The following is a 19,882-nucleotide window of genomic DNA, read 5'->3' on the forward strand; positions in this document are numbered from 1 at the left end:
CTCAGGTCCTGGTGATACTGCTGTCGGCTGCCGCCACGGCCTGGTAGGTCTGCATCTTGCGGGCGATCTGCGCCACCTTGCGGGCGTAGTGCGGGTCGGTGGCATAGCCGGCCTGCTGCAGCTCGCGGACGAAGCGCTCGGGATTGTCGGTGGCGTTCAGGGCCTTCTCGTAGCGGCCGTTGCTCTGCAGGAAGCTCACGTAGTCCTCGAAGCTCTGCGCGTAGGAGTCGTAGGCGCGGAACGACGCCGCCTCCTTCACCGCCTTGCCGCCCTTGAACTCGGTGGTCAGCACCCGCGCCGAGTCGCCGCTCCAGCTGTTGTGGCTCTTGATGCCGAACAGGTTGTGGCTGCTGGAGCCGTCCTGCTGGCGAATGATCGACTTGCCCCAGCCGGTCTCCAGCGCGGCCTGGGCCACCAGGTAGCGAGCCTCGACGCCGAGCTTCTCGGCGGCCTTCTCGGCCATCGGCAGCATCGCCGCGACGAACTCCTGGGGCGAGCTGAACACCGACTTCGTCGTGCCCAACTGCCGACCGCTGATGGCGTCGCTGTCGCTCAGGCTCAGGGCCTTGTCCCTGGGCGCGGCATAGGTCGTGGCGGCGATCCAGTCGGCCTGCGCCAGAGGCTGGCCGTCGGCGCCGCCGGTCGACGGCAGGATGCCGGCCAGCAGGCGGTCGCCCAGCTTGCCCGGCAGTGCCAGACGGCGCTGGTTGATCAGGACAGCGTCATCGCGCGCGCCGTCGACCTTGGCCAGTGGCTTGCTTGGCGCACTCGGCGCCGGGGCCGCGACCTGGGCGAACGGGTTGGCCCGCTCGCTCGGCCCCTTCATCTTCGACATCTGCCGCTCCAGCACGTCGGCCAGGCCGAGGCCACGCTGGTTGGTCGACAGGGTCACCGACAGCTGCTGGTCGTACATGTCCTGGTAGGTCTTGCTCTCGTTGCTGTTCATGAAGTTGCCTTCGCCGAACACCTCGTTGGCCGAGCGCATGGCCTTGAGCATTTCATTGAGGAACAGCGACTCGAATTCCTGGGCGACCTTGCGGATGTTCTGTTCGCTGTCGCCGCCGACCTTGAACTGGTTGAGGCGGTTCAGGTCGGTGAAGGCGCCGCTGTCCAGCGGGCTTTTGCCGTTGCCGAGCAAACCGGCCGAGAGTCGAGAGTCCATGGTCGCCTCCTTAGATCACGATCAGGTCGGCCTGCAGGGCGCCGGCTTGCTTGAGCGCCTCGAGGATGGCCATGAGGTCGGAGGGCGCGGCGCCGACCTGGTTCACCGCCCGGACGATATCGTCCAGGGTGGTGCCGGGGCCGAACTTGAACATCGGCTTGGCCTCCTGGTCGGCGTTCACGCGCGAGCGCGGCACCACCGCGGTCTGACCGCCGGACAAGGCTTCCGGCTGGCTGACGATCGGGTCTTCGGTGATGGTCACGGTGAGGCTGCCATGGGTCACTGCCGCCGGCTGCACCCGCACGTTCTGGCCGATGACGATGGTGCCGGTGCGCGAATTGATGATCACCTTGGCCACCGCCTGTCCCGGGTTGACCTCGATGTTCTCGAGGATCGACAGGTAGTCGACCCGCTGATTCGGGTCCAGCGGCGCGCTGACCCGTACCGAGCCGCCGTCGATGGCCTGGGCCACGCCAGGACCGAGCAGGTCGTTGATCTGGTCGACGATGTTCTTGGCGGTGGTGAAGTCCGGCCGGTTGAGATTCAGGGTCAGGCTGTTGCCCTGATCGAAGCCGCTCGGCACCGGTCGCTCGACCGTGGCGCCGCCGGGGATGCGCCCGGCCGACGGCACGTTGACGGTGATCTTCGAGCCGTCGCCGCCTTCGGCGTCGAACCCGCCGACCACCAGGTTGCCCTGGGCGATGGCGTAGACGTTGCCGTCGATACCCTTGAGCGGGGTCATCAGCAGGCTGCCGCCGCGCAGGCTCTTGGCATTGCCGATCGAGGAGATGGTGATGTCGATGGTCTGTCCCGGTTTGGCGAACGCCGGCAGGTCGGCGTGCACCGACACTGCGGCGACGTTCTTCAACTGCACATTGCCGCCGGCCGGCACCTTGATGCCGAACTGCGCCAGCATGTTGTTGAAGGTCTGCACGGTGAACGGCGTCTGGGTGGTCTGGTCGCCGCTGCCATTGAGGCCGACCACCAGACCGTAGCCGATCAGCTGGTTACTGCGCACGCCCTGGATACTGGCCAGGTCCTTGAGCCGCTCGGCCTGAGCGATGCCGGCCAGGAGCAGCAGGCAGAGGGTCGAAATCAGTCGCTTCATGGTCGGCTACCTGCTTAGAACGGGAACAGCGGGCTGAGGAAGAAGCGGTCCAACCACCCCGGCTGGCTGGCATCGGCGAAGGCGCCGGTGCCCGAGTAGGTGATGCGCGCGTCGGCGATACGCGTGGAAGAAACGGTGTTGTCCGTGCTGATGTCGTCGGCCCGCACCAGCCCGGCGATGCGCACCAGTTCGTCGCCGGTGTTGAGGGTCATCCACTTCTCCCCGCGCACGGCCAGGATGCCGTTGGGCAGCACCTCGGCGACGGTCACGGTGACCGAGCCGGACAGGCTGTTGCCCTGGGCCGCCTTGCTGTCACCCTTGGTGTCGCGGTTGGCGCCGTACTCGGCACTCAGGCCCAGATCCTCGGCGCCGAGCGGGTTGAGGATGTTGCCGGAACCCGGATTGCGCATCGATACGCCACCGCCGAACAGCGAGGTCAGGCCGATCTTCGCGCTGCTGTCCTTGGATATCTGCGAGCCGGCATTCTTGCTGGCCTGGGTCCGCTCGTTGAGGGTGATGGTGATGATGTCGCCGACGCGGAAGGCCTTGCGGTCGCCGTACAGGTTGTTCTCGAAGCCGGCCTGGTAGATCGAGCCGTTGTTCTGCGCCGCCGGCAGCGGTGTGCGTGGCAGCACCGGCGCGTAGTAGGGGTCGTCCGGCTTCGGCGGCGGCGACACACAGCCGCTCAGGGCCGTCACCACAAGCATCGAGAGCACTAACATCAGCCGGTTCATAACCACTACCTCACGGCGTTACATGGAGGACCTGGGCCGCGGCCCGTCCGGGTCTTAAAGATTCTGAGTGACGAAGGACAGCATCTGGTCGGCGGTGGAGATGACCTTGGAGTTCATCTCGTAGGCGCGCTGGGTGGTGATCATGTTCACCAGCTCCTCGACCACGCTGACGTTGGAGTTTTCCAGGGTGTTCTGCAGGGTCGTGCCCAGGCCGTTGAGGCCCGGCGTACCGACCTGCGGCGCACCACTGGAGGCGGTCTCCAGGAACAGGTTGCTGCCGATCGCTTCCAGGCCCGCCGGGTTGATGAAGTCGGCGGTCTGCAGGTTGCCGACGATTTGCGGCTGCGGGTTGCCGGCGGTGGTCACAGAGACGGTGCCGTCCTCGCCCACGGTGAAGGTACGCACCTCGTTGGGCAACACGATGGCCGGCTCCAGGGCGAAACCATTGGAGGTGACCAGCTGACCGTCTGAGTTCAGATGAAAGCTGCCGTCACGGGTGTAGCCGACGGTGCCGTCGGGCATCAACACCTGGAAGAAGCCGCGACCATTGATGGCCATGTCCAGGGGCTGCTCGGTGGTCTGCAGGCTGCCGGTGGTGAAGATCTTCTGCGTGCCGACCACGCGCACCCCGGTGCCCAGCTGCAAGCCGGACGGCAACTGGCTGTCCTGGCTGGACTGGCCGCCTGGCTGGCGACGCACCTGGTACAGCAGGTCCTCGAACTCGGCGCGATCGCGCTTGAAGCCGGTGGTCGAGACGTTCGCCAGGTTGTTGGAAATGGTGGTCAGGTTCATGTCCTGGGCGGACAGACCGGTTTTGCTGACCCACAGTGCCGGAAGCATATTCATTCTCCTCGGGCGCCGTTATCACGGCGCCGCGTGCTGGTAATTAGCTGATCTGCAAAACCCGCGCCATGGCCGACGCATTGTCTTCGGCGGTGCGCATCATCTTCACTTGCAGTTCGAACTGACGGGACAGGGAGAGGATCGCGGTCATCTCTTCCACCGCGTTGACGTTGCTCGACTCGAGAAAGCCCGAGGTCACCCGCACCGTGGCATCGGCCAGCGGCTGCGGCCCCTTGAAGCGCATCAGGCCGTCTTCGCCCTTCTCCATCTGCTTGAGATCGGGGTTGACCAGCTTCAGGCGGTCGACCTCCGCCAACACGTTGGGCGCCTCGCCGAGGGCGCGGATGCTGATGGTGCCGTCCTGGCCGATCTCGATCTTCTGCTCCGGCGGCACGGCGATCGGCCCGGCGTTGCCCATTACCGGCAAGCCGCTGCCGGTGCGCAGCATGCCCAGGGCGTCGATGTTGAGGCTGGCGGTGCGCACGTAGGCTTCGCTGCCATCGGCCGCCTGCACAGCCAGCCAGCCTTCCCCGCCGATCGCCACGTCCAGGTCGCGACCGGTCTCCTGCAGGGCGCCGGGGGTGAAGTCGGTCCCAGGACGCTCGCTCATGGCGTAGACCCGCGCCGGGAAACTGTCGCCGAACACCGGCATCGAACGCGCCTGCTCGAAGTCGCGGCGAAAGCCGGTGGTCGAGATATTCGCCAGGTTGTTGGCGTGGGCGCGCTGGGCCAGGGTGTTGTTCTGGGCGCCGGTCATGGCGACGTACAGCATCTTGTCCATGGTTTCCTCCGAGGTGGGCTTGCCGCCCGCCGCTCTATGCAGTGCTCTATGCAATGACTACAGCAAGCGCCGTGCCAGCCTCGAAATAAAACAATAAACAACTGATAAATAAGGATTTTTAAAAACAGAAAGGGCTCCAGACGGAGCCCTTCGAACGCCTTTCGGCGAGCCATTGCCGCCAGCGGCAATGGCTCTTGCCGACCTGCTGGCTATCAACGGATATTGATGATGGTCTGGGTCACCGTGCTCTCGGTCTCGATGGTCTTGGCCGCGGCCTGGTAGTTGCGCTGGGCGACGATCATGGCAACCAGCTGCTCCGACACATCGACGTTGGAGTCTTCCAGGGCCCCGGATTGCAGGGCGCCGAGGGTGCCGCTGCGCGGCGTACCGATCACCGGCTCACCCGACTGGAAGGATTGTGCCCAGGCGCTCTTACCCACCGGCGTCAGCCCCTGCACGTTGGCGAAGTTGGCCAGCACAATCTGCCCCTGAACCGCCGACTGGCCGTTGGTGTAGCGGGCGAAGATGATCCCGCCGTCATCGATCTCCAGCCCGGACAGCTGACCGGTGGTGAAGCCGTCCTGACTGACACTGTTGACGGCGAAGGAGCTGGCAAACTGGGTAGAGTTGCGCATATCGACCGACAGTCCGGCCGGCGCCCCATTAGCGCCGTTGGCCGACCAGACCGGCGGCACCGAATTATCCGCCGCGGCAGGCACCCAGCCTGCGAGGGTGAAGCGTCCGTCCGGCGCGACGGCGAAGTCGGTGGAGACCAGGCTTGTAGGGTCCAGCTGACCGCTGGCGGTAAAGCCCATGCTCAGCGAATAGGGCACCGTGGAGGCTGGGTTCGCGGGGTTGCGTCCGTCGATCAGCACATTCATGTTCCAGGTATTGGCGCCGCTCTTGACGAAGTACTGGGTCATGACATGGGCGTTGCCCTGGGTGTCGTAAATATTGGTCGAGGTCGCCGAGTTGTAGGTGTTCGGATCTGCCGGATCGAATGGGGCGGTAGCCGGAATCGCATTGGTCGCGTTGAGGTTGAACGACTGAGTCAGGGTACCTGAGGCCTGCGGCGCCTGTCCGCCGGTCTGGATACGCAGATCGCTGATCACGCCATTTTGCAGGTTGTTGTTGGCGTTGACCGCATAACCCTGCAAACGATGGCCGAAGTTGTTCACCATGAAACCTTCGCGATCGACGCCGAAATAGCCGGCCCGGGTGTAGCTGACCTCGCCGTTGTTGCTGGTGCGGAAGAATCCGTTGCCGTTGATCGCCAGGTCCAGGGCGTTCTGGGTGTAGTTGATGTTGCCTTGGTTGAACAGCTGCGCCACGTTGCTGAGTTGTACCCCCGCGCCCTGCTGGTTGCTGCCCGTGCCCTGCACCGAGGCGGCATACAGGTCGCCGAACTCGACACGCGACTGCTTGAAGCCAACCGTACCGGCGTTGGCAATGTTGTTGCCCGTGACATTGAGGTCATTGGTCGCTGCACGCAGGGCACTCAGACCGACATTGAACGACATGGGAATCTCCTCGCCGGAACCCCGGCAGTAAAAATCTGTGAACTACTGACCGATGACCTGCACCTGGGACAGCGGCACGCTGCCGAGCCCCGCCAGGTTGAGTGTCAACTCGCTGCCACCCAGGGTGACGCTGTCGACGTTGGCCGGCAGCATGGTGTAAAGCCCCTTGCTCTCGCCGTTGTAGCTGGCTTGCGCCTCGAATCGATAATTGCCGGGCGGCAACAGATTGCCGCTGGCATCCTTGCCGTCCCAGATGAAGCTGACATTGCCGGCCTGCTGCTCGCCCAGATTGATCCGGCTCACCGCCGCGCCCGACTTGTCATACACGTTGACGTAGACGTTGCTGCTGCTGGTCGGCAACTCCAGGCTGGCCTTGAAGCTCTGGCTGGTATCGACCAATGCCCGGTCGGTCGGCACTATGACCTTGCGCCCCACCAGGGAGGAGGCCTGCAGCGCCTGGGACGACTGGTAGCCGGACAGCAGCGAGCTCATGCTGCTGTTGAGCTTCTCTACCCCTTCGACCGTACTGAACTGCGCCAGCTGGGCGATGAACTCGCCGTTGCTCTGGGGCTCAAGCGGGTTCTGGTTGTTCAACTGCGTCACCAGCAACTTGAGGAACTCGTTCTTGCCGAGCTCCTTCTTCTCGCTGACGTCCTGCTTGATCTGATACTGATCGAGTGCGGAACTGACACCACTGACACTGCTCATCCTTTATTCCTCGCTAGTGGCTCACTGACCCAGGGTCAGGACGCGCTGCATCATTTGCTTGGCGGTGTTCATCATTTCCACGTTGGTCTGGAATGCGCGACTGGCCGAGATCATGTCGGCCATTTCCTCGACCACGTTGACATTGGGGTAGTACACATAGCCGTTTTCATCGGCGGCCGGGTGGGTCGGCTCGTAGCGCGGCGTCAGCTCGCTCTGATCCTCGACGATACCCAGCACCTGCACCCCGCTGCCGGCCTGATCCTGATCGGCGAACAGCGAACCCCGGTCGCCATTGAGCGACTGCTGGAACATGGTGGCGAACACCGGATGACGGGCCCGATAGGTCTGCTCGATGCTCGAGGACACCGTCTCGGCGTTGGCGATATTGCTGGAAATGGTGTTCAGACGAGTGCTCTGGGCGCTCATGCCGGTTCCGGCGATATTGAAGACACTGGCGAGTGACATGGCATCGGACTCCTTTAGTCGCCGCGCAGGGCGCTGACCAGCCCTTTGAACTTGCTGTTGAGGAAGGTGAAGCTGGCCTGGAAGCTCACCGCGTTCTCCGCGTAGCTGGCCTGCTCGACCTGAAGGTCGACGGTGTTCTGATCGATCGACGCCTGGAACGGCGTGCGGTAGGCCAACTCGGCCTGGCCGACGGCAATACCCTCGGCGGCGATATGCCGGCTATCGGTGCGCTGCAGGCCGACCGCGCCACGCTGGATCTTGGCGCTCTGGGCGGCGAGTACCGAGGCGAAGTCCAGGTCACGCGCCTTGTAGTTGGGCGTGTCGGCGTTGGCCATGTTATTGGCCAGCACCTCGGCACGCTGGCCGCGAAAGCCCAGTGCCTGTTCATGGATGCCAAGTGCGCGGTCGAAACTGATGCTCATGATCGGGAACCCCTGCCGTTAGGCCTGCCTGCTTTCCGTGCAAGACATACAGCAAGGTGTGTGCCAGTTTACTTACTGCTTATTTTTCAATGACTTAAACATCGACATGGCAACTTCAACGGCCTGGGCGGCAAGGCATTTCCGCCTACTGGCAAGCCAAGCGGCAAATCGGCCTGCCCCTTGCCGCCGGCGAAAACGAAAACGGGAGGCCACTGGCCTCCCGTTCTGCTCGAGTCGAGTACTGTCGGTCTGGCGACCTACTTCACCTTGTAGATGATGCCTGGGCTGCACTGCACCATCTGGTAACGCTCCGGCAAGCCGTTGAGCGCCTCGGAGGCGCCGAGAAACAGGTATCCGCCGGGCTTCAACATCGCATGGATACGGGTGAGGATGTCTTTCTTCACTTCGGCCGAGAAGTAGATCAGCACGTTGCGACAGAACACCACGTCGAACTTGCCGAGACTGGCATAACTGTCCAGCAGATTCAGCGGGCGAAACTCCACGCGACTCTTGATCGCCGGCTTGACCACCCAGCGCCCCGGCTCCTTGGGGTCGAAGTAGCGCTGCAGGCGCTCCTGGGACAATCCACGCCCCATCGCCAAGCTGTCGTACTCGCCGGATTTGCAGTTGGCCAACATCGACGGAGATAGGTCGGTGGCGACGATCTGCACCCCAGCCTTGAGCTGACCGATATTGGTCTTCTCGAACTCGTCGATGCTCATCGACAAGGAGTACGGCTCCTGGCCGGAGGAGCAGGCCGCCGACCAGATCCGCAGGCGCTGCCCGGGGCTGGCCTTGATCAGCTCGGGCAGCACCCGGTTCTTCAGCACTTCGAACGGATAGGTATCGCGAAACCACAGGGTTTCATTGGTGGTCATGGCATCCACCACCTGCTCGCGCAGGCCACTGCGCGGCTGGTTCTGCATGCGCTGCACCAGCTCGCCCAGGCTCTTGATCGCGTGCTGCTCCATCAGTTTGTTCAACCGACTGGAAACCAGGTACTGCTTGTTGCTGCCCAGCACGATGCCGCAGGCTTTTTCCAGGAAGACCCGGAATTGCTCGAAATCCAAATTACCTGAAGACACTCGCGAGGCCTCGCCGATCATAGTGTTGCGCCGAAAGCCACGCTTTCAGCTCCCATCTACCGAATTGATGCGCTCAACCACCCGCGAGGCCAGGTCATCCGGACGGAACTTGGCCAAAAAGTCATCGGCCCCCACCTTCTTCACCATGGCCTGGTTGAAAACGCCAGAGAGCGAAGTATGCAGGATGATGTGCAGTTTCTGCATGCGCGGATCCGCACGAATCTCTGCCGTCAGCGTATACCCGTCCATTTCCGGCATCTCGATGTCGGAGATCAACATCAGAAACTCGTCTGCCGGATTCTTGCCCTCCTCGACCATCGCCTTCAGATAGTCCAGGGCCTGGCGGCCATCGTTGAGCGCCACCACCTCGACCCCGACGGTCTGCAGGCAGCGCGACACCTGCTTGCGCGCCACCGAGGAGTCGTCGCAGGTCAGCACCCGCTTGGTCATCGCCTTGGCCTGCACCTGATTATCCAGCACCCCTTCGGAGATGACCTCTGATGTGGGCGCCACTTCGGCGAGAATCTTCTCCACGTCGATGATCTCGACCAGCTGCTGATCCAGGTGGGTCACCGCGGTGAGGTAGTGGTCGCGTCCAGTGCCCTTGGGTGGCGGATGGATACCCTCCCAGTTCATGTTGACGATGCGCTCCACCGAGTGCACCAGAAAACCCTGAACCTTGGTGTTGTACTCGGTGATGATGACGAAGCTATTGTCCAGGCTCCGCAGTGGCGCCTTGCCGGTCGCCATGGACAGATCGAGAATCGGGATGGTACCGCCACGAATGCTGGCCACCCCGCGAACCACCGGGCTGGACTTGGGCATGATGGTGAGTTTGGGGCACTGCAGCACCTCCTTCACCTTGAACACGTTGATCCCATACAGCTGACTGCCATTGAGGCGAAACAACAGCAGTTCCAGACGATTCTGTCCCACCAGTTGAGTTCGCTGGTTTACCGAATCCAATACACCGGCCATGCCCAAACTCCTTTGGTTTGAGAAGCGAACATTGTGCTCAGCGTAGCAGGCGGCACGAGCCTTGCTTTTTACTCAGCATGAACGCAAAAACGACGATATTTCGGCACGCTATGGTCAAGACCCGCCACCTGCTGGCAGTTCTACCTGCAATGCTCGCGCTTGGCTACAGCCCCCAGGCAGCAACCGCGGCAACCTTGCCTGAGCAGCTTATCGGCAGCACCCAGAGCTTTCTTGAGCAGACCGTAGGCGACTATCTGCAGCGTAGCGACATTCGCGGCCGGCATGAAATTCAGATCAACCGTCTGGACCCGCGCCTGCGCCTGCCCGCCTGCGACAAAGAATTGGCGAGCTCTCTGGAAAGCCCGACCGAACCCATCGGCCGGGTAACGGTTCGCGTGCGCTGCCCGGGCAGCTCCCCCTGGACGGTTTTCGTTCCGGGCCAGGTTCGACTCTACCGCGACGTGGTGATCGCCAGCCGCCCACTGAAGCGTGACAGCGTGCTGACGGACACGGATATAACACTGGCCGAGCGCGACCTCGGCTCACTCAGCCAGGGTTACCTGACCGCACTCGAGCAGGCGCTCGGCAAGAAACTGACGCGCCCGCTGCTGCCTGACCAGGTAGTGATGCCCGTTCACGTAGAGGCTGCGGAGGTCATTCGCCGTGGCGACCAGGTGGTGATCAGCGCACGTAGCGGCACGGTAAACGTACGAATGCCCGGGGAAGCGCTGTCGGACGGGGCCGTCGGCAGACAGATCCGGGTACGCAACCAGCGCTCGCAACGGGTGATCCGAGCCCGGGTCACCGCGCCTGGCCAGGTGGAAGTGGCGATGTAGGCACGATTCTTGTGTATCCATTGGCTGACGATTTATGCGCTGTGTTTTAGACTGTCCCTTGACGCGCATTTTATTGCTCAGTCGCCCTAAAGGTTTTCGCAACTTGGCCGACAAGCCTGATAAGCGTCCAAATACAGCTCGAGGTTTCGCACAATGGTCATCGACTTCAACCGGCCGAATAGTGCCAGCACGCCCGCCAATACGGGGCGTACCGGCAACACGCAATCTGCTGGCCGCAACGACGCCATTGGCGCCAAGCAGGCGGGCAACGCACCCGCTTCGGCCGAGCCGGCAGAAGCCAGCCAGGGCGCTGATTCCGTGCAACTGAGCCGCGAGGCGCAGCAACTGCAGAAGATCGGCGACTCGCTACGCGACCTGCCGAGCGTCGACAAGGAGCGAGTGGCCCAGATCAAGCAGGCCATTGCCGACGGCAGCTATCAGGTCGACAGCCAGCGCGTTGCCGGCAAGCTGCTCAACTTCGAGTCCCAGCGCTAGTCCCCGGGCTGCGCTGGGGGTTCCGGACGCCCCTCCCCCAAGAGCCCGCCATGCACGATACGACCCTATTGAATCTGTTCATCGACGATATCGGCACAGCCGAGCGTCTGCTTGAGCTGATCGATGACGAATTCCAAGCCCTCAGCGAGCGTGACTTGAGTCGCCTGCAGGGCATCCTCGCCGACAAGCAGCCGCTCCTGGCGCAACTCGACCAACATGGCAAGGCGCGCAGCCAATTGCTGCTGGGCCTGCAACTGAGTGCCGATCGTAGCGGCCTGCAAGCGCTGGCCGAACACTCCGATCAGGGCACCGAACTGCTCGCCCGCGGCGACGAACTCAACGCCCTGCTCGAGCGCTGCCAGGCCGCCAACTTGCGCAATGGCCGACTGATCCGCGCCAGTCAGGCCTCGACCAACAACATGCTCGGCATTCTGCGCGGCGGCGAGACGCCAAGTCTCTATGACAGCCGGGGCAGCGCCGCTAGAATCGGCCAGCAGCGCCCGCTCAGCCAGGCCTGATCACCCAAAACCTGAGACAAGGACATACTGCCAAAACGCCAGTATGCTAGTGTCCGCGCAATTGCCAGGAGAGTTCTGGACCGTGTCCAATCCCTTTATCGTGGAGGATGGCCCGCAACCACCCAAGGTGCTCAAGGCACCACTGGAGATCGCTGCCACCCTTCGCCAGCTGCAGCAGGCGCACGACCCGCTGATCATCACCTTCCACGAGCGCAAGCAACGCTTTCAGAGCTACCTGATCGAAGCCGATCGCGAAAAATCACTTTTGATTCTCGACGAGATGATCCCCAACGACGGCGAGCGCTATCTGCTCAATGGCGAAGCCTTTCGTATCGAAGCCTTTCATGAGGGCGTTCGCGTGGCCTGGGAGTGCCACGACACGGTACAGATCACCGAACACGATGAAGCACGCTGCTACCTGAGCCCGATGCCCCAGGAGGTGCACTACCACCAGCGGCGCAACGCTTACCGGGCCCAGCTCAAGCAGAGCGAGCAGATCAAGGTCGAGCTGGCCGGGGCCAAGCTGAGCAAAGCATTGCCGGGGCAGATGCTGGATATTTCCGCGACCGGCTGCAAAGTGCGATTGCACGGCAATGCCACCCACCACCTGCAGGCGGGCCAGGTCTACGAGCGGTTTACCGCGCAGCTGCCTTTCGGGACAATGATCACCTCGGTGGAACTGCGCCATGCGCAGTATGAGGAAAGACCCGATATGACCTTTCTTGGCCTGCGTTTCCACCGCATAAGCGGCCAGGACCAGCGCCAGGTCGAACGCTTCGTCTACCAGCTACAGCGCGAAGCGCGGCGCATCGAAGGCGCCGGGCTGCTCTAGCCGCCCCGGCCGCTAGACGCGGATGCCCAGCGCCGCCAGGCGCGGCAGGTCCTCGGGGCGATCCACGTCCCACAGCTCCGGGAGCAGCTGGTGACTCCAGTCCAGTTGCTGCAGGCGCTCACGGGTCAGACTCAGCACCCGATCGGTGCCCCAGGGCATGGCGTCGAACAGCAGCGGGTCGACGCGGCGCAGCCCGAGCAGGACGTAACCGCCATCCTCGGCAGGCCCCAGCACCACTGGCTGAGCATGCAAGGCGATACAGGCGCCACTGAGGTATTCGCCATCCAGCGCCGGGCAATCGTTGCCGATCAGCACCACCGCGTCGCATTCCGCCAAGCCCAGTGCAGCGATGCGCCGCATGCGCTCACCCAGATCACCTGCCGGCTGCTCGACCAGCGTCCAGCCCAACTGATCGGCCAAGGCCTGCAGTTCCGGATTCGGGCTGTCGTCCAACCACAGGAAGCGCTCGCTGAAACCATCTGGCGGCAGCTGCAGCGCCCGCTCGAGCAGGGTCCGCTGCAAATCGCACGCGCCCTCCTCGCCCAGCGCCGGGATCAGGCGAGTTTTCACCCGTCCCGGTACCGGCAGACGGGCCAGCAGATGCAAGGAAATCGACAGACTCATGGCCGTGACCCTCGATGATAGACACGCGCCAGCTGATCGGGATTGGCGCCACAATAGTAGGCCAATCGCAGCCGCCACATCAGCAATACAGTACGCCAAATGCCATGACGCTCCCAGCGCCGACTGGACGTCAGCAGCGCGGGCCGCAGGCAGCGCGGGCGCGCCAGGCGTTTCAAGCGGCGACTGAGTTCGAGATCCTCCATCAGCGGCATCTCGGCATAGCCGCCCAGGCGCTCGAACGCCTCGCGAGCGACGAAGATTCCCTGATCCCCCGTGGCCACTCCGGTCAGTCGCGAACGCAGGCTGATCATCGCCCCGATCAGGCGCAACGCCAGCCCGCTCCCCGACAGGCGCACATCGAAGCGCCCCCATAGCGGGCGCCGGCTCAGCGCATCGAGCAAACTGCGAATGGCGGCGGCATCGATTCGGGTATCGGCATGCACGAACCACAGGTAATCGCCTCGGGCGACAGCGGCGCCGGCGTTCATCTGCAGGGCCCGGCCAGGCGCCGACCGTAGCAGTTGATCGACGCCCCCCTTCGCCAGGTCGCAGGTCGCGTCCTGGCTACCGCCATCGACCAGAATCAGCTCCGCGCCAGTGGCGCGCAAAGGCGCCAGATCGGCCAACAACGGCGGCAGCACCTGCGCCTCATCCCGCGCCGGCACTATGACGCTGAGCAGCGGTGTCACGGACGCGGCGCCTGCTCCGCCGCCCCCTCGTCGCTCACCCCGGCCTGCGGGGCGCCAGCAGGCTCGCTTGCCGCCTCGGAAACCGCTTCGGCGGCCGCGTCGTGCATCTGATCATGCACCACCTGCTCGTCGACGCGCGGGTCGAGCGCCGCCATCAAGGGCGAACTGGCCGTGCTGTCGGGCATCGGGATGTGATGCAGCGGCGCATCCTCGACCTGGTGCAGGTGGGTGACCTTCTTCGGACTGACCCGCACCACCAGAATCAGCGCACAGGCGCAGACGAAGGCATAGAGCATATTCGCGCCCCAGAAGCGCATGAGCACCCCGGCCAGCAGCGGGCCGATACTGGCGCCGACACCGTAGGTCACCAGCAGCATTGCCGTCAGCGAAACGCGGCGCTCGCCCTCGACATGGTCATTGGCCAGGGCCACCGCCAGCGGATACAGGCTGAACTGCAGGAGACTCACGGCAAAGCCGACGCCGAACAGCACCAGCAACGGCACCTCGACCAGCAGCGCCAGCGGCAGCGCCGCCAGCGCCATCAGCGCCGCGCAACCACGGATCAGCTGCACCCGGTCGCGGCGATCCGACAGCCAGCCGAGCGGCCACTGCACCACCAGGCCGGCGAGGATGCAGAACCCCATGAACAGACCGACCTGCTCGGTGGGCATACCCAGACGCTTGGCGTACAATGGCGCCAGACCGTAGAAGGCACCGATCACCAGGCCGGCGACGGCGATGGTGGTCAGCGACAGCGGCACCCGCTTGATGAAGAAGCGCAGCTCCAGCGGGGCCGGATGCAGGGGCGCCGGGTGCAGTTTGCGGGTCAGCGCGACCGGCACCAGGCACAGCGCGAAGCACAGCGCCACCAGCATCAGCAGTTCGAGCCCCAGCGCCGGATGCACCACCAGGACCAACTGGCCGAGAATCAGGCCGAAGTAGGAAGCCGCCATGTAGCCGGCAAACACCAGGCCTCGCTGGCTGGTATCGGCCTGCTCGTTCAGCCAGCTCTCGATCACCATGTACTGGCACATCATGCCCAGACCCACCACGAAGCGCAGCAGCAGCCAGATCGGCAGCCAATCGGTCAGGCCGTGCCCGAGCACCGCCGCGGTGATCACCCCGGCACAGGCCACATAGGCGCGAATATGGCCGACCCGGGCGATCAGTCGGTGGCCCTTCTTGCCGCCCAGCACCAAGCCCAGGTAGTTGGCCGCCATCAGGGCACCAACCCACAGCCCGTCGGCGGTCTCCGCCAGGCGCAAGCCCAGGTAGGTACTGAGCAGACCGGAGCCCAGCAGCATCAACAGGGTGGCGAAATACAGCGAGCGAAACGACTTCCAGATCATGCGCATGGGGCTTTGGGGACTTCCTTGAATGCTGGCCGGACGCTTGTTGCTGCAATCCGGCCGGGATGGGTATTGGGTTCCGAATAAACCTCGGCGCTACAAGACGCAATGAAACGCCGCAGAGTAACAACCGGCAGCCTTTCGCCTTACAGCGTAGCCAATCCGTCCGAACAGGCGGGCCGATGCACGCACGGCCGATGAACGTTTCTGCGGCGCGGCTTATCGCCTCACGCCGGGGCGGCGAGCACTCGCCGTTCCCACGGTGTGATCTCGTCGAAGAAGCTGTTCAGCTCCATGCGCTTGCTGGCGATGTAGCCTTCGATGAACTCCTGGCCAAACAGTTCCACGGCCAGCTGGCTGCGCTGCAGCCGCTCAAGCGCCGCATGCATCGTACAGGGCAGGGTCAGCTCGTCCGGCACCTGGAACTCGCCCTGCAGCGGCGCGCTCGCCTGCAGTTGCTGCTCGATTCCGTGCAACCCCGCCGCCAGGCTGGCGGCCAGGGCCAGGTAGGGATTGGCGTCGGCCCCGGGCAGGCGGTTCTCCACCCGCCGCGCCGCCGGCGAGCTGGCCGGGATGCGCAGGCCCGCGGCGCGATTGTCGCTCGACCAGCAGGCGTTGTTCGGCGAGGCATAGGGATGACACAGCCGCTGGTAGGAGTTCACATGGGGGGCGAACAGCAGGGTGAAATCCGCCAGCGCCACCTGCTGGCCGCCGATGAACTGATAGAAAGCCGACGTAGCCTGCCCCTCGTCGTCACTGAAGATATTCCGCCCACTACCCTGCTCGACCACGCTCTGGTGGATATGCATGGAGCTGCCGGGGGTCTGGGCCAACGGCTTGGCCATGCACACCACGATCAGGCCGTGCTTGAGCGCCACCTCCTTGAGCAGGTGCTTGAACAGGAAGGTCTGGTCCGCCAGCAGCAGCGGATCGCCGTGCAGCAGGTTGATCTCGAACTGGCTGAGTCCCATTTCGTGCATGAAGGTGTCGCGCGGCAGCCCCAGTTCCGCCATGCAGCGATAGACCTCGTCGAAGAAGGCGCGCAGCCCGCTGTTGGAGGCGACGCTGAAGGCCGCGCCGCCACTCTCGCGGCGCCCGTCCAACCCCAGCGGCGGCTGGAAGGGCTGCTGCGGATCGGCATTCGGCGCGAAGACGAAGAACTCCAACTCGGTGGCCACGACCGGCTGCAGGCCGCGGGCGGCGTAGCGGGCCAGCACCCGCTTGAGCAAGGCCCGCGTGGACAGCGCCGACGGGCGACCATCCAGCTCATCGGCGTCGCAAATCGCCAGGGCCCTGGGGGTGGCGCTCCAGGGCAGGCGATGGATCTGCGTCGGCTCGGCGTTCAGCGCCAGGTCGCCATCATCGCTACCGTAGTAACGGGCCGGCGGGTAGCCCCCCATGATGCATTGCAGCAGCACGCCACGGGCCAGCTGCAAGCGCCGCCCCTCGAGAAAGCCTTCGGCGGTCATCACCTTGCCGCGCGGCACGCCGCTTAGATCGGGGGTCACGCATTCGACTTCGGCGACGCCGCGAAGTCGATCGTCCAGCGCCACGCGGCCAGGGGTACTCATCTGCTCTTCCTTAATCTGCGCAATAACCGTGGCGAAACTGCCACGTGCACAAAATACGCATCAGCCGTTCAACATTTCAAGCAGGCAGAGCGCTGACAATCCAGCACCCAGGCCAGACGTCGAGCACATACACATCGATTTATTAGATGATTATGACAGCTGAAATCTCCTCCAACAGCGCCATCAAATCGCCTGCATGATAAAAGCAAAACCACCGTTTTAGAGTGGTTTTACAGCACTATCAACGGCATCGATTATTACCATGCCGCAACCGAACTTCTTGATCGAAAAATTCTGAGTAGCATGGGCTCCGTACTCACTTACCGCCCCTACGAGGAGCCCTCAGATGAAAAAGCAAATTCTCGCCAGCCTGATTCTCGCCAGCCTGTCCACCGGCGCCTTCGCTCTGCCCACCAGTGCAGCACCAGCCCCGCAAAACGCGCTAAAGGCTACCCTGGCCGCCGATGGCAGTGACCGCACCGGCCCAGGCCGTATCGCCGAAGGCGGTGCCGAGCGCCTGCACGAGCGTCTGCGTGTCGCCGAAGATGGTGCCGAACGCCGCCAGGAACACCTGCGCGTCGCCGAGGGTGGTGCCGAACGCCTGCAGGAGCGCCTGCGTGTCGCCGAGGGTGGCGCCGAACGCCTGCAGCGCCGGATCGCTTAACGATTCGGGTCTGGTTTAAAAAGAAAAGGCGCCATTGCGGCGCCTTTCGAGTTTGCCAATCGGCAGATTTCCCTTTCGTGCAGGCTCACTCCAGCCGCGCCAGGCGCTCTTCCAATTCTGCGATTCGCGCCTCCAGCGCCTCGAGTCGCGCCTCGTACTGCGAGCCGGCGACGGGACGCTCGACCTCAGAGGCACGAGCCTCCAGCAGTGCCTGCAGGTCCTCCGGCTCCCCCATCAGGTGCATGTAGCGCTCTTCGCGCTGGCCGGTCTGGCGCGCCAGCTGGATCACCAGCCCGCGCGTGATCAGGCGATCCAGATGATGCCGCACCTGCTCCAGGTCCTCGAACGCGTGCATGCGGCTGCTGCGCGTGAGCAGTTCATTGAGGGTCTGCGGGCCGCGCAACAGCAGCAGGCCGATCAGCACCACCTGAGCCTCGACCAGTTCCAGGGTCTTGTCGGCGCGCTGTTCCCAGCGGTCGGCGCGGCTGCCCATCACCAGACGCGTCAGGCCTCGCCCTTCCAGGCTGCGCAGGCCCTGGCCCACCTGCCCTGGATTGAGGTTCATCAGCGGCTCGCGGCTGGTCTTCTGGTTGCAGGCCAGCACCAGGGCGTTGAGGGTCAGCGGGTAGGCTTCCGGGGTGGTCGCCTGCTTTTCGATCAGACACCCGAGAATGCGGACCTCGACGGCGCTCAGCGGCGCCTCGTCCGACTCGGTTAGGGGCTCGTCATTCATCTCAGCTCTCTCTGGCTCGAACCAGCCGCTAGCCTAGCCTGACTGCCGGCAACTTGGTACGCCTGCGCACCGACCGAGCGCGTCCTATGGAGCGTCGCCCTGTGCTAGAGTCGCGCGCTTGTTTTTCTGCCCGGGCGCCTTTGCCCCGCCGCACCCCTGACAACTCGCCAGCCGCTGCCCTCTCCTGCGCATGCACCCAGCCCGCGCCCGCACCTTTGCGCGGCTCGCGTCGCCTGCATGGCCCGAGCCAGCGCCTGACAGCCCCTTAGAGATGCTTGTCATGACCGATTCGCGACACCCGCTGCTCCACCTGCTCAATCGCACCAGCCTGGTACTGCAGATCCTCATTGGCCTGATTGCCGGGGTACTGCTGGCCCTGCTTGCGCCCCAGGCCGCCCTCTCGGTCAGCCTGCTCGGCACGGTATTCGTCTCGGCGCTGAAGGCCGTGGCGCCGGTGCTGGTGTTCGTCCTGGTGGCGGCCTCGATCGCCAATCACCAGCGCGATCAGCAGACCCACATCCGCCCGATCCTCATGCTCTATCTGCTGGGTACCTTCAGCGCGGCGCTGATCGCGGTGATCGCCAGCTTTGCCTTTCCCTCGAGCCTGGCGCTGGTGAGCAACGGCGCCGAACTGTCACCGCCGGGCGGCATCGGCGAGGTGCTCAAGACCCTGCTGCTGAATGTGGTCGACAACCCGGTCAACGCCCTGCTCCGGGGCAACTTCATCGGCATCCTGGCCTGGGCCCTCGGCCTCGGCTTCGCCCTGCGCCACGCCGCCCCGGCCAGCAAGCAAATGCTCGCCGACCTGTCCGCGGGAGTGACCGCGATCGTCAAGCTGGTGATTCGCCTGGCGCCGCTGGGCATCTTCGGCCTGGTCGCCGCGACCCTGGCCGAGTCGGGCATGGGCGCCCTGCTCGACTACCTACACCTGCTGCTGGTACTGGTCGGCTGCATGCTGTTCGTCGCCCTGGTGGTCAACCCGGCCATCGTCTTCTGCAAGCTTCGCCGCAATCCCTATCCACTGGTATTCACCTGCCTGCGCGAGAGCGGCCTGACGGCCTTCTTCACCCGCAGCTCGGCCGCCAACATCCCGGTCAACCTGCAGCTGTGCCAGCGCCTGGACCTGCACCAGGAGACCTATTCGGTGTCCATCCCCCTGGGCGCCACGATCAACATGGCCGGCGCCGCGATCACCATCACCGTGCTGACCCTGGCGGCTGTGCACACCCTGGGCATCGCCGTCGACCTGCCCACCGCCCTGCTGCTCAGCCTGCTGGCGGCGATCAGCGCCTGTGGCGCCTCCGGCGTGGCCGGCGGTTCGTTGCTGCTGATTCCACTGGCCTGCAGCCTGTTCGGCATCCCCAACGAGGTGGCCATGCAGGTGGTTGCGGTCGGTTTCATCATCGGTATCCTGCAGGACTCGGCGGAAACCGCGCTGAACTCCTCCACCGACGTGCTGTTCACTGCGGCCGCCTGCCTGGCCCAGGAAGCGGAGGCCGCGGCGCTGCCGCAAACGGCGCGCTGACCGCCCGCATCAGCTCGCGTCACGAAAAAGGCCTACGCATTGCGTAGGCCTTTTTCGTATGGCCCTGCAAATACCCGCCGACGACGCCCCCTCACCACCCACAGACCAACCGCGCAGCAACTCCTACTATCCCCTCGCCACACTTAAACGCGAACGATTTGCATTACCGAACAATAATGCGTATTCTTACCTCGCGCGCAACACCCATGTCTGCAATGGAATGCCTGGTTATTGATCCTC

At 64.1% G+C, this 19,882-nt stretch carries 22 protein-coding genes; 6 read left to right on the forward strand and 16 right to left on the reverse strand.

Annotation, left to right across the window (positions count from 1 at the left end; genetic code table 11):
* Position 1 precedes the first annotated feature (1 nt).
* From flgJ to ACSX1D_RS14010, 11 genes are all read right to left on the reverse strand, one after another.
* On the reverse strand, positions 2-1,162 hold the full coding sequence (gene flgJ, locus ACSX1D_RS13960) for a flagellar assembly peptidoglycan hydrolase FlgJ (protein ID WP_439859070.1): 1,161 nt from the start codon (positions 1,160-1,162) through the stop codon (positions 2-4).
* Positions 1,163-1,172: 10 nt separating this feature from the next.
* Positions 1,173-2,270 carry a flagellar basal body P-ring protein FlgI gene (locus tag ACSX1D_RS13965; protein ID WP_439859071.1) on the reverse strand — a complete coding sequence of 366 codons (1,098 nt, stop codon included), beginning with the start codon at positions 2,268-2,270 and terminating at the stop codon, positions 1,173-1,175.
* Positions 2,271-2,284: 14 nt separating this feature from the next.
* Positions 2,285-3,004: a flagellar basal body L-ring protein FlgH gene (gene flgH / locus ACSX1D_RS13970; protein WP_439859072.1), complete on the reverse strand. Its 720-nt coding sequence runs from the start codon at positions 3,002-3,004 to the stop codon at positions 2,285-2,287.
* Positions 3,005-3,058: 54 nt separating this feature from the next.
* A complete protein-coding gene (gene flgG, locus ACSX1D_RS13975) occupies positions 3,059-3,844 on the reverse strand; it encodes a flagellar basal-body rod protein FlgG (RefSeq protein WP_439859073.1) in 786 nt (261 codons plus the stop codon).
* Between the two features lie 46 nt (positions 3,845-3,890).
* On the reverse strand, positions 3,891-4,628 hold the full coding sequence (locus ACSX1D_RS13980; RefSeq protein ID WP_439859074.1) for a flagellar basal body rod protein FlgF: 738 nt from the start codon (positions 4,626-4,628) through the stop codon (positions 3,891-3,893).
* Between the two features lie 212 nt (positions 4,629-4,840).
* Positions 4,841-6,148, reverse strand: coding sequence for a flagellar hook protein FlgE (flgE, locus tag ACSX1D_RS13985; RefSeq protein WP_439859075.1), 1,308 nt, complete (start codon positions 6,146-6,148; stop codon positions 4,841-4,843).
* A 42-nt stretch (positions 6,149-6,190) separates the two neighbouring features.
* Entirely contained in the window at positions 6,191-6,856 is a 666-nt protein-coding gene (gene flgD / locus ACSX1D_RS13990; protein WP_439859076.1) for a flagellar hook assembly protein FlgD, read from the reverse strand.
* A gap of 21 nt (positions 6,857-6,877) precedes the next feature.
* Positions 6,878-7,321, reverse strand: coding sequence for a flagellar basal body rod protein FlgC (gene flgC, locus ACSX1D_RS13995; RefSeq protein ID WP_439859077.1), 444 nt, complete (start codon positions 7,319-7,321; stop codon positions 6,878-6,880).
* Between the two features lie 14 nt (positions 7,322-7,335).
* Positions 7,336-7,743 carry a flagellar basal body rod protein FlgB gene (gene flgB / locus ACSX1D_RS14000; protein WP_439859078.1) on the reverse strand — a complete coding sequence of 136 codons (408 nt, stop codon included), beginning with the start codon at positions 7,741-7,743 and terminating at the stop codon, positions 7,336-7,338.
* A 257-nt stretch (positions 7,744-8,000) separates the two neighbouring features.
* Entirely contained in the window at positions 8,001-8,828 is an 828-nt protein-coding gene (cheR, locus tag ACSX1D_RS14005) for a protein-glutamate O-methyltransferase CheR (protein ID WP_439859079.1), read from the reverse strand.
* A 45-nt stretch (positions 8,829-8,873) separates the two neighbouring features.
* Positions 8,874-9,806, reverse strand: a complete 933-nt coding sequence (locus tag ACSX1D_RS14010; RefSeq protein ID WP_439859080.1) for a chemotaxis protein CheV — start codon at positions 9,804-9,806, stop codon at positions 8,874-8,876.
* A 77-nt stretch (positions 9,807-9,883) separates the two neighbouring features.
* Between ACSX1D_RS14010 and flgA the strand changes: the two genes are divergently transcribed.
* The 4 genes from flgA (at position 9,884) to ACSX1D_RS14030 (ending at position 12,487) form a co-directional block, all read left to right on the forward strand.
* Positions 9,884-10,642 carry a flagellar basal body P-ring formation chaperone FlgA gene (gene flgA, locus ACSX1D_RS14015; RefSeq protein WP_439859081.1) on the forward strand — a complete coding sequence of 253 codons (759 nt, stop codon included), beginning with the start codon at positions 9,884-9,886 and terminating at the stop codon, positions 10,640-10,642.
* 153 nt (positions 10,643-10,795) lie between these two features.
* Positions 10,796-11,137, forward strand: a complete 342-nt coding sequence (gene flgM / locus ACSX1D_RS14020; protein ID WP_439859082.1) for a flagellar biosynthesis anti-sigma factor FlgM — start codon at positions 10,796-10,798, stop codon at positions 11,135-11,137.
* Positions 11,138-11,187: 50 nt separating this feature from the next.
* The gene (locus tag ACSX1D_RS14025) at positions 11,188-11,655 is read left to right on the forward strand and encodes a flagella synthesis protein FlgN (protein WP_439859083.1); all 468 of its coding nucleotides are present in this window, start codon (positions 11,188-11,190) and stop codon (positions 11,653-11,655) included.
* A gap of 82 nt (positions 11,656-11,737) precedes the next feature.
* Positions 11,738-12,487 (forward strand): flagellar brake protein, encoded by a 750-nt coding sequence (locus tag ACSX1D_RS14030; protein WP_439859084.1) that lies wholly within the window; start codon positions 11,738-11,740, stop codon positions 12,485-12,487.
* Positions 12,488-12,499: 12 nt separating this feature from the next.
* Here ACSX1D_RS14030 and ACSX1D_RS14035 read toward each other — a convergent pair whose 3' ends face one another.
* The 4 genes from ACSX1D_RS14035 to ACSX1D_RS14050 all read right to left on the reverse strand — a co-directional run bounded on the left by ACSX1D_RS14035 (position 12,500) and on the right by ACSX1D_RS14050 (position 16,618).
* Positions 12,500-13,111: a TIGR04282 family arsenosugar biosynthesis glycosyltransferase gene (locus ACSX1D_RS14035; RefSeq protein ID WP_439859085.1), complete on the reverse strand. Its 612-nt coding sequence runs from the start codon at positions 13,109-13,111 to the stop codon at positions 12,500-12,502.
* The gene (locus tag ACSX1D_RS14040) at positions 13,108-13,800 is read right to left on the reverse strand and encodes a TIGR04283 family arsenosugar biosynthesis glycosyltransferase (RefSeq protein ID WP_439859086.1); all 693 of its coding nucleotides are present in this window, start codon (positions 13,798-13,800) and stop codon (positions 13,108-13,110) included. The genes ACSX1D_RS14035 and ACSX1D_RS14040 overlap by 4 nt, the downstream gene beginning before the upstream one ends.
* Complete coding sequence (locus tag ACSX1D_RS14045; protein ID WP_439859087.1) at positions 13,797-15,155, reverse strand: MFS transporter; 1,359 nt, start codon at positions 15,153-15,155, stop codon at positions 13,797-13,799. The genes ACSX1D_RS14040 and ACSX1D_RS14045 overlap by 4 nt, the downstream gene beginning before the upstream one ends.
* Before the next feature lie 221 nt (positions 15,156-15,376).
* Positions 15,377-16,618: a glutamine synthetase family protein gene (locus ACSX1D_RS14050; protein WP_439862329.1), complete on the reverse strand. Its 1,242-nt coding sequence runs from the start codon at positions 16,616-16,618 to the stop codon at positions 15,377-15,379.
* A 448-nt stretch (positions 16,619-17,066) separates the two neighbouring features.
* Between ACSX1D_RS14050 and ACSX1D_RS14055 the strand changes: the two genes are divergently transcribed.
* The gene (locus tag ACSX1D_RS14055) at positions 17,067-17,384 is read left to right on the forward strand and encodes a hypothetical protein (protein ID WP_439859088.1); all 318 of its coding nucleotides are present in this window, start codon (positions 17,067-17,069) and stop codon (positions 17,382-17,384) included.
* A gap of 85 nt (positions 17,385-17,469) precedes the next feature.
* Here the strand turns inward: ACSX1D_RS14055 and ACSX1D_RS14060 are convergent, their stop codons facing one another.
* Entirely contained in the window at positions 17,470-18,117 is a 648-nt protein-coding gene (locus ACSX1D_RS14060; RefSeq protein WP_439859089.1) for a YceH family protein, read from the reverse strand.
* Between the two features lie 280 nt (positions 18,118-18,397).
* Between ACSX1D_RS14060 and sstT the strand changes: the two genes are divergently transcribed.
* On the forward strand, positions 18,398-19,642 hold the full coding sequence (gene sstT / locus ACSX1D_RS14065; RefSeq protein WP_439859090.1) for a serine/threonine transporter SstT: 1,245 nt from the start codon (positions 18,398-18,400) through the stop codon (positions 19,640-19,642).
* The last annotated feature ends 240 nt before the right edge of the window (positions 19,643-19,882 follow it).

Origin of the sequence: Pseudomonas sp. MBLB4136 (genome assembly GCF_051904765.1) — a bacterium.
Taxonomy (GTDB): domain Bacteria; phylum Pseudomonadota; class Gammaproteobacteria; order Pseudomonadales; family Pseudomonadaceae; genus Aquipseudomonas.